The organism is Novosphingobium sp., from assembly GCF_049240505.1.
Taxonomy (GTDB): domain Bacteria; phylum Pseudomonadota; class Alphaproteobacteria; order Sphingomonadales; family Sphingomonadaceae; genus Novosphingobium.
The window spans coordinates 21,344-30,335 of sequence record NZ_JBMLSM010000237.1 but is presented as its reverse complement, the minus strand read 5'-3'; the positions used below and the strand labels follow the sequence as shown (position 1 = coordinate 30,335).

The 8,992-nt window shown below is 62.4% G+C and carries 8 protein-coding genes; 4 read left to right on the top strand and 4 right to left on the bottom strand.

Features of this window, described 5'->3' with window-relative positions; translation table 11 throughout:
* Positions 1 to 308, bottom strand: a 308-nt coding sequence (locus tag ACOVQ0_RS20125; protein ID WP_421888719.1) for a hydantoinase/oxoprolinase N-terminal domain-containing protein, incomplete at its 3' end; no start/stop codon positions are given.
* Positions 309 to 312: 4 nt separating this feature from the next.
* On the bottom strand, positions 313 to 1,230 hold the full coding sequence (locus ACOVQ0_RS20120) for a hydroxymethylglutaryl-CoA lyase (protein ID WP_421888717.1): 918 nt from the start codon (positions 1,228 to 1,230) through the stop codon (positions 313 to 315).
* Between the two features lie 278 nt (positions 1,231 to 1,508).
* Between ACOVQ0_RS20120 and ACOVQ0_RS20115 the strand changes: the two genes are divergently transcribed.
* Genes ACOVQ0_RS20115 through ACOVQ0_RS20100 form a run of 4 tightly spaced genes read left to right on the top strand, consistent with a single transcriptional unit; the run spans position 1,509 to position 6,493 of the window.
* Positions 1,509 to 4,046 carry a TonB-dependent receptor gene (locus tag ACOVQ0_RS20115; RefSeq protein WP_421888715.1) on the top strand — a complete coding sequence of 846 codons (2,538 nt, stop codon included), beginning with the start codon at positions 1,509 to 1,511 and terminating at the stop codon, positions 4,044 to 4,046.
* 53 nt (positions 4,047 to 4,099) lie between these two features.
* Positions 4,100 to 4,762 carry a GntR family transcriptional regulator gene (locus ACOVQ0_RS20110; RefSeq protein ID WP_421888713.1) on the top strand — a complete coding sequence of 221 codons (663 nt, stop codon included), beginning with the start codon at positions 4,100 to 4,102 and terminating at the stop codon, positions 4,760 to 4,762.
* 50 nt (positions 4,763 to 4,812) lie between these two features.
* A complete protein-coding gene (locus ACOVQ0_RS20105) occupies positions 4,813 to 5,604 on the top strand; it encodes a histidine phosphatase family protein (RefSeq protein WP_421888711.1) in 792 nt (263 codons plus the stop codon).
* On the top strand, positions 5,597 to 6,493 hold the full coding sequence (locus tag ACOVQ0_RS20100) for an NAD(P)H-hydrate dehydratase (RefSeq protein ID WP_421888709.1): 897 nt from the start codon (positions 5,597 to 5,599) through the stop codon (positions 6,491 to 6,493). Before ACOVQ0_RS20105 ends, ACOVQ0_RS20100 begins: the two co-directional genes overlap by 8 nt.
* On the opposite strand, the gene ACOVQ0_RS20095 is transcribed toward ACOVQ0_RS20100, so the two are convergent.
* On the bottom strand, positions 6,462 to 6,863 hold the full coding sequence (locus ACOVQ0_RS20095) for a (2Fe-2S) ferredoxin domain-containing protein (RefSeq protein WP_421888707.1): 402 nt from the start codon (positions 6,861 to 6,863) through the stop codon (positions 6,462 to 6,464). The two genes, ACOVQ0_RS20100 and ACOVQ0_RS20095, sit on opposite strands and share 32 nt — an antisense overlap.
* Positions 6,860 to 8,962 (bottom strand): prolyl oligopeptidase family serine peptidase, encoded by a 2,103-nt coding sequence (locus ACOVQ0_RS20090; RefSeq protein ID WP_421888705.1) that lies wholly within the window; start codon positions 8,960 to 8,962, stop codon positions 6,860 to 6,862. Before ACOVQ0_RS20090 ends, ACOVQ0_RS20095 begins: the two co-directional genes overlap by 4 nt.
* Positions 8,963 to 8,992 lie beyond the last annotated feature (30 nt).

The window sequence follows — 8,992 nt, the reverse complement described above, 5'->3', positions numbered from 1 at the left end:
CCCGGCACAAAGCTGCGCGCGATCTGCATGACATGGCGATACCCCTCGGTGGTGACGAGGCCGACGCGCGCGCCTTTGCCTTCCAGCACGGCATTGGTGGCCACGGTGGTGCCATGCAGGAAGTAATCGACATCCCCCGGCGTTATTCCGGCCTTTTCGCAGATCGCAGTCACCCCGTTGAGGATGCCTTCCGAACTGTCGTGAGGGGTCGATGGCGTCTTGTGCCGCCAGAACGCGCTCGATGCTGTGTCGAACAGGAGCAGGTCGGTGAAAGTGCCGCCCACGTCCACGCCAAGGCGATATCCCATGCTCTCAGTTCTCCTGAACGGGTTTGGGGAAGGCGGGGGCCTGCGCCACCATCGCCGGAAGCTTGCGATCCATGACCGATGCCAGCCAGTGATTGGCCGCGATCAATTGTGAAAGATCCGTGCCGGTCCGCACGCCCGCGCGGTGCAGCATGTAAACCACATCCTCGCTCGCCACGTTGCCTGCCGCACCGGGGGCAAAGGGGCATCCGCCAAGGCCGCCCAGCGCGGCGTCCACCACGGTTGCGCCAGCTTCTACGGCCGCCCAGACATTGGCGATGCCGGTGCCGCGCGTGTTGTGGAAATGGACCCGCACCGGCAGCGGAGCCACGGCTGCAACCACGCGGCGGACGAGACGGCTGACATGGGCCGGATCGGCCACGCCGATGGTATCGGCCAGTCCCACCTCGATCGGCTCTGCTTCAGCCAGCGCTGTTGCCATTGCGACCACACGATCTTCGCTGACTTCGCCTTCGAACGGACAGCCGAACGCGGCGCCGATGGTGACCTGCCCTTTCAGCCCTGCGGTTTTGGCCATTGCGACAATGGCTTTGGCGGCGACCACGGATTCGTCGCTGGTCTGGCCCTGGTTGGCGATGGCAAAGCCATCGGTCGAAACGCAGACCGCGCCCAGTTCGTGCAAGCGCCCGGTGGCAATCGCGCGCTCTGCACCTTTGGCGTTGAGGACAAGGCCGATGTAGCTGACCCCTGCCGCACCGGGCAGACCTGAACAAACGTCTTCCGCGTCGGCCATCTGCGGCACGCGCTTGGGGTTGACGAAGCTGGTCACCTCGATTCGCCGGGCGCCTGCGGCAATGCTGCGGCGTACCAGTTCAAGCTTGTCCGCCGTCGAAATCAGCGTCTTCTCGTTCTGCAAACCGTCGCGCGGGCCGACCTCGACGAAAGTGATCTCGTGCGCGCTCATACTGTGCCTCCGGCAAGGTGTGTCTGCAGGTTCGGTCCCATCACGCGCTCATCCCATTCGTATGCAAATAGACATGCAATCGATCATGCAAGAGGTGAAACCTTCCCATAAGAACAGGTTTTCAACCACCTTGACCAATCGAGTTTGTATACAATAAGCTGCCTGTCAGACAAGCGAGCGTCAAGAGGGTGGGCTTCGGTCCAGACGTTCGCAAGCCAGATTGCCGGTGATCGCATTGCCTTTGGGCAATGTGCGCGGCCAACAGGGAGGTTTGAGACATGCGTGCCACCCGTTTCCTTTTGAACACCGCAGCGATGGGCCTGATGGTGTCTGCCGCACCGGCCTTTGCGCAGGACATTCCGCAAGACACGGCGGCCGCCGAAGATGGTGGTGATGCCATCATCGTTACGGCGCGCCGGCAGAACGAACGACTGCAAGATGTTCCGGCATCCGTTTCGGTCCTGACCGCAAGTGCGCTTCAGAACACTGGCGCTGTAAAGGCCGAAGACTTCACCCAGCTCACGCCCGGCGTGACGATCGTGACGGGCACGGCAGAGGCGGGTGACACCCAGATCAATATTCGCGGTATCAATGGCGCGCGCGATGCGGAAAGCTCGGTCGCGCTGGTCGTGGATGGCATTCTCAAGACCAACACCGCGCAGTTGAACCAGCCTCAGGGCACGCTCACGCAGGTCGAAGTGCTGAAAGGGCCGCAGGGCGCGCTCTATGGCCGGAACGCGGCGGCGGGCGCGATCGTGCTGCAAACGATGAAGCCCACCGACACGCTGACCGGAGGCTTGCGCGCATCTTATGCCAACGAGGCGACTTACGAGGCCACCGCGCACATTGCCGGGCCGCTGGGCAGCAATGCAGGCTTCGTGCTTTCCGGCTACTATTTCACCACCGACGGATGGTGGCGCAACGCCTTCCTGAACAACACCAAGACGGTGGACGACAAGGAAAACTGGGCCGTCGATGGGCGCGTGATAATCGGGCAGGGGACCGCCACCCAGCTTGACGTCAAGGCCCGCTACGCCGAGTTCAAGGGCGCTTCACTGCCGTTCAACGCCGCGTTCCACCTGCCGCTGTTCGGTGCGGTGAACCCGGCGTTCTACGAGGACGTGAACAAGCACCCCTTCAGTTTCTACAACAACATCCGCGCCACCAACGACCAGAAGAGCATCGACGCTTCGATCAAGCTGGACCACGAATTCGGCAATGGCATGAAAGTGGTGGCCTGGGGCCTCTATTCCGATGTCGATCAGGATCTGGTGGCCGATGGCACTTCAGCGGATTTCGCCCGCTTCATCAGCGCGGCTGATCCGGCGGTGGCCAGTTCGGTGAACAGCTGCTTTGCGAGCACGGCGGCGCTGACGGGCTTTCCGGTAAACCAGCCCGGTGCCATCGGGCAGATCCCCGTGCCGTTCATCTTTGCGCCTGCCAATGGCTCCACGTTCGGGCCTTACAGCCCCACGACCTGCGATGGCACGCAGTACCAGTTGCGTCAGCAGGAAGACGTCAGCGCCGAAGTGCGCCTGCTGTCGAATGCGGCCGGCCCGCTTACCTGGCAGTTGGGTGCCTACTTCCTGCATATCGACCGCAAGACCGGGGTCAGCCTGGGAGCGGACACCGGGCAGGGCACGATCAAGCAACTCTACAACGCGCCCAATTCGGCCAACCCCACCTCGCTGCTTCTGGCAGACAAATTCAAGACCAATGTCTACGCCGCTTTCGGTTCGGCAGAGTGGAAGCCTTCGGACCAGTTCACCGGCGGCGTGGCGCTGCGCTATGATATCGAGGATCGCGCAGCCAGTTCGCTGGTGCCGAATGCGCGCGACCCGTTCACCGGCGGTCCGATCAATCCGGGCCTTGCCTTCGGGGCTTTCGTGCCCAAGAACGCCACGTTCAAGCAGCTCCAGCCCAAGATCACGCTCAGCTACCGGCCCACGCCTGATCTGAACATCTATGCCAACTGGGGTATCGGCTTCAAATCGGGCGGCTTCAACAACCAGGGTTCCTCCGCAGTCGTTAACGCCAGCTTCAACGATGGCGTGACGCCGGGCACCATCGACGCCGACGTGACCATCAACGACCTCTATCGCAAGGAGCGCTCCAGCGCGTTCGAAGGCGGGATGAAGGGCCAGCTTTGGGACGGACGGATCACCTTCGACCTTGCAGGGTATTACACCCGCGTCACCGACATGCAGTTCTTCGAGTTCTTCGTGGGCAGCTTCGGCCTGCTCCGCGTGGTTTCGAACATCGATCGGGTGGACATCAAGGGGGCTGAGATCAACCTGACGGGCAAGATCGTGGACGGCTGGAAAGTGTTCGGATCGTTCAACGTGACCGACAGCGAGATCAAGAAGAACGCTTCGCGTCCGTACACGGTAGGCAACAAATCGCCCTATACTGCCGACTGGACGCTGAACCTCGGTTCGGAAATCAACGCGCCGCTGACCGACAGCGCCAAGCTGCTGTTCCGCGCAGACTATCGCATTACCGGGCCAACGTGGTTCCATTCGGTGCAGGATCAGGAACGCCCGACGATCTTTTCGGCGCTGCTGCCGATATCGGCGCTGGGGCTGCCGGGTTTCGTGGGTAACGCCCGCTACGATGTGGCAAAGCGCGATGCGTTTGGCGTGCTGAACGTGCGGGCCGGAATCACCACCGACCGCTATCGCATTGCGGTCTTTGCCGAGAACCTGCTCGATCGCCGCTATATCTCCGAAGCGATTCCCGCCATCGAGTTCGGCGGATCCTTCATCACGCCGGGCGCGCGCCGCCTAATCGGGGTTGAAGTCGGCGCGTCGTTCTGATCAGAGCGCAGGGGAGGCGGCGTCGTCGCCTCCCTGACCCCACGGGAGTTATCGTGTCAAAAGCCTCGCAGGAAGCCTATCGCAAGATTCGCGCCGGGATTCTTTCGGGGCACTTCCCGGCCGGGCAGTTCGTGCCCGAAGACGAGTTCGCGCAGTTTTGCGAGATGTCGCGCACTCCGGTGCGTGAAGCGATTGCCGAACTCGTGGCGGAAATGCTGCTCCAACGGTCCGATACCAATCGCGTGTTCGTGCCTGTCTGGTCCGACGATGACGACGACGAACTCTTCTCGCTGCGCGCCATGCTGGAAAGCCACTGCGCGGCGCGCGCGGCGCGGCTGATCAGCGATGAGCAGATCGCGCAGCTCCGCACCCATTGCGATTACATCGACCGCGCGATCGCCGCATCCGATGGCCCTGACGTTCCCGGCTTTGTCGAGGGCAATCGCCATTTCCATGCGGTAATCCTTGCCGCCGCGCAGTCCGAACGGCTTTCGCAGCTGATGAAGTTCGTGGTCAGCCAGATCGTTGTCCACCGCACGGCAGAGCAATATTCACGCGCCGACATGGAGCAGAGCCAGCGCGACCATCGCGATCTGGTGAGCGCCTTCGAGAGGCACGATATCGACTGGGCGCGCGCGCTGGCCACCACGCACATCCGCCGCGCGGCGGCCGTTTATCGGGCGATGCGGCAGCAAAGCGAAACGTCGGTCGGCTGAACTGCGCAAGCGTGCTGGAACCTTAGCGCAATCTTTGCGCTTCAAGGGGCATGAACGGCACCAAACTGCACACACAAGGTCGTGAGCGTTGGCCCGAAGTGCTCTGGCTGATCCGGCATGGCCAAAGCGCAGGCAACGTTGCGCGCGATGCTGCCGACGCTGCCGGAGACCTCAGGATCGCGCTCGATCATCGTGATGTCGACGTGCCCCTCTCTGAACTCGGGACGCGCCAGGCGCGCGCTCTCGGCCACTGGTTCGCGAAAGGTGAGGAACATGGTCGACCCGAAATCATCCTGGCCAGTCCCTATGTGCGCGCGGTCCAGACAGCAGAAATATTCCGGGATACCGGTGGATGCGCGGCTGATCTGCGCATTTGCGTAGACGAGCGGCTGCGCGAAAAGGAGTTTGGCATCCTTGATGGGCTGACAACGCTCGGCATTCGCCACTCTCAACCCGAACAGGCAGAGTTCCGCCGTGTTTTGGGCAAATTCTACCACCGTCCGCCGGGCGGTGAGAGCTGGGTTGACGTGATTTTCCGGCTCCGCGCTGTGCTGGATACCATCTCGTTGCACTACGCGGGCAAGCGCGTGATGATCGTGGCACATCAGGTGGTGGTCCTGTGTATGCGCTATGTAATCGAGCACATGACGGAAGCTGAGATACTGGCGATCGACAAGGCTGGCGATGTCGCCAATTGCGCGGTCACCGAATATCGTCTGGATCGCTCCGGCAAGGGTGACGGCAATCTGGTGCTGGAGCATTACAACACAGTAGCGCCGATGGTTCGCGAAGGCACGGAAGCGACGCGCGCTCCTGATCGCATGGTGGCAGCTCGTGGTTGAGAAGACTGCGATTCAAAAGATCGTTCTCGATGGACAGTGGCTGCGCGACCACCCTTTGCCTTTGCCGCACGAAGAGAGTGACAAAAATGCGCGGGGCCGCGTTCTGGTCGTTGGCGGGTGCTCAGCTGTTCCTGGTGGGGTGCGACTGACGGCGGAAGCCGCATTGCGGGCAGGCGCGGGCAAGGTTCGTATCGCTACGGTGGCAGAAGTTGCCCCGCTGCTGGGTGCATTTTTACCGGAAGTTGCCGTTGTGCCACTACACAGCGACGAAGCAGGCGAAATCGATGCTGCGGCCGCCATCCTGACGCAGCATGTGGAAAAATGTGACGCACTGGTGATCGGGCCAGCCATGTCCTGCTCGCGGCAGGCATCGTCACTTGTCAGCGCACTATTGGCTGTCGCGAGCCGAAACGCGCTGGTGCTGGATGCTGCGGCATTGATGGCGATTACCGATCAGGCGCGAGTGCTCGGATCGAGATCACAGCGTGCAATTCTGACCCCGCATATCGGTGAAATGGCCGCGTTGTTGCAATGTGATGCCGCTGAGATCGATCAAGACCGGGAAAGTGCCGTCGCTCGCTGCGCGCAGAGATTCGGCTCCGTCGTTGTGTTGAAAGGCGCGATCACGCTCACTGCGGTGCCCGAAGGCCTGGTATATGCTTACAGCGGCGGCAATGTAGGCTTGGCAACCGGTGGTTCTGGCGATGTCCTTGCTGGCGTGGCCGGGGCGCTGCTGGCACGGGGCGCCCAGCCTTTGCAGGCAGCGCTGTGGTCTGTGTGGCTGCATGGCGAAGCAGGGCGGCGCTGTGCAGAGGCGATCGGACCAATCGGCTATCTGGCCAGCGAGTTGCTTGGCTTCATTCCGCGGGTAATGGAACGGATGGGCTGAAAGAAGGCTGCTTCAGCCGGTAGTCCTCCACCGGAACGCCGCCGATCACGTGTTCCTGAAGGATCCGTTCCAGCACCGGCGGCGTGCAGGAGTGATACCATACGTTGTCCGGGTAGACGACCGCGACTGGCCCGACGAGACAGACGCGCAGGCATCCCACCTTGTTGCGCAGCACCCCTTGCGCTCCACCCAGTTTCAATTCGCCGAGGCGCTTCTTGAGGTAGTTCCACGCCTCGTCGCCCACTTCGCGCGGGGCGCACTTGTCCTTGTCAGGCCCAGCGCACAGCAGGATGTGGCGCTGGGGGTTGAAGCCACCCAGCTTTTCCAGCGCCACTTCTGCCTGTAGGATTTCTTCGGGAGTAAAGCTCACTTACCGTCTTTCTTCAGCCACCGTTCCAGCCAGTTGAACGAGGTCTGGTGCCACTGCAACGAGTTCTTGGCCTTCAACACCCAGTGGTTCTCATCCGGGAACACCAGCAATTCCGAAGGGATGCCCCGGCGCTGCAATGCCGTGAAGGCAGCAAGGCCCTGCGTATAGGGGATGCGGAAGTCCTTTTCGCCGGTGATGACCAGCATCGGTGTCTTCCATTTGGCAACGTGGTTCACCGGATTCCACTTCTCGAATTCTTCCGGCGCTTCGTAGTAGGGATGGCCGCCGTGCTCCCATTCGTCGAACCACAGTTCTTCGGTTTCATAGGCCATTGCGCGCGCATCGAACACGCCGTCATGTTGGACAAGGCACTTGAAGCGGTCAGGCCAAACCCCGGCGATCCAGTTCATCATGTAGCCGCCGTAGGAGGCCCCCGCCGCGCAGGCATTGTCGCCATCGATCTGGCTATCCAGCGCGATGGCGGCGGCGAAGCCTTTCTGCAGGTCTTCCAGTGGCTTCCCACCCCACTGGCGATTGATCGCATCGGTGAAGGCCTGCCCGTATCCGGTGGAGCCGTGGAAATCGATCGAGACGATGGCATAGCCTTGGCTCGCCCAGGCGCGCGGGTTCCAGCGGTTCGACCAGCTATCATTGTAGGAACCCTGCGGTCCACCGTGGACGAAAAGGATGGAAGGCATCTTGCCCTTCAACCATGATGGCCTGGTGATCTGGCCCCACACCGTATCGCCATCGGCGCCCTTGAAGCTGAAGCGCTGGGTAACGACGGGCGCGCGCTGCGAAAGGGCGCTTGCGGCCACATCGGTCAGGCGGGTTCCGGCTTTGCCGGGTTTGCCGAGGAAGAGTTCCGCAGGCGCATCGATCGAATCGCGGGTGTAAAGCAGCCGCCCGTCCTTGAGCGGCACGACCCCGCCGATATGCCCTTCGCGCCCCGGATTGAGCGCCAGACGAGTGACCTTGCCGCTGACCGGATCAATGCGGAACGCAGGCGTATCCAGCACATCTTCCGCCGTGGCGATCAGCGCCTTGCCATCGGGCGTCCATGCCAGCGAGGCGACCGAGCGGTCCCATGCGCCGGTCAGTTCGCGCCGCGCGCCGGTCTTCAGGTCGATCAGGTTCACCACCAGTCTGTCCGCCTCGTAGCCGGGCCGCGCCATTGCTGCATAGGCCAGCCATTTGCCATCGGGCGAAGGCACGGGCGTATTGTCGGTAGCCTTGTTGGCCTCGGTCAGGTTCTTCGGGGCCGCGCCGTCCAGCGCAGAATGCCAGATGTCGAGATTGGTCGAGGTTGGCTCGTGCCGGTCAGCCTGACGGGCGACGAAGAACAGGGACTGTGAATCCGCAGCCCATGCCACGTCCTCCCCACCGCCGAAGGGCTTTCCGGGGCTGTCGCCAGTCAGCGTGCCGACGGGACCGTCTGCCGCCTTGCCTTCCCCTGTCGTCTTGCCATCCGCACCCAGATCGAACGCGAAGACGCGGCTGTAGTTGCCCGGTGTTTCCCACGCATCCCAGTGCCGCACGAAGCCAGCGCCATCGGTATAGTGCCGCCCTGTGCCGGGGCCGGGCAGGGCGGTGTTGCCGTCGCTATCGCAGCCGAACGTGGTGCATGTGCGGGCGATATCGCCCCACACGGCAATACGCTTTCCGTTGGGAGACAGTTCGAAGCCTGCAACATCCACCTTGAAGGCGGTGACCTGGGTGGTCACGCCGCTTGCCGGATCGACTTTCCAGACCTGTGTGGTTTCCGCTTCACCCACTTTGCGGTCTGACAGGTAATAGAGCGCGCCGTCCGGGCCGAAAGCGGGATCGCTGGCACTGCCGCCGGTATCGATGCGGCGAGCTTCACCTTTGCCATCGGCGCTGCGGATCCATAGCGCAGGCGTGCGCTTGTAGCTGACCGGATCGGTCGTGGTGACGATATAGGCAACCAGCTTTCCATCGGGCGATATGGCACTGCCGCCAAGGCGGGCAAGGGTGACCAGATCCTGTGGCGAGAACGGTGCGGCCTGTTGGGCGATAGCAGGTGCGGCGAATGCGACGGCGAGCGAGGCTGCCGCCGACAACAGCGAGTTGGTTTTCATGGAAACCGGATTAGCGCCGTAACTCTTCAG

What these genes read in the sequence shown, in the direction of transcription:
- ACOVQ0_RS20115 (WP_421888715.1), top strand. Translation starts at nt 1,509, where the DNA reads ATGCGTGCCACCCGTTTCCTTTTGAACACCGCAGCGATGGGCCTGATG.
- ACOVQ0_RS20105 (WP_421888711.1), top strand. Translation starts at nt 4,813, where the DNA reads ATGAACGGCACCAAACTGCACACACAAGGTCGTGAGCGTTGGCCCGAA.
- ACOVQ0_RS20090 (WP_421888705.1), bottom strand. Translation starts at nt 8,962, where the DNA reads ATGAAAACCAACTCGCTGTTGTCGGCGGCAGCCTCGCTCGCCGTCGCA.
- ACOVQ0_RS20120 (WP_421888717.1), bottom strand. Translation starts at nt 1,230, where the DNA reads ATGAGCGCGCACGAGATCACTTTCGTCGAGGTCGGCCCGCGCGACGGT.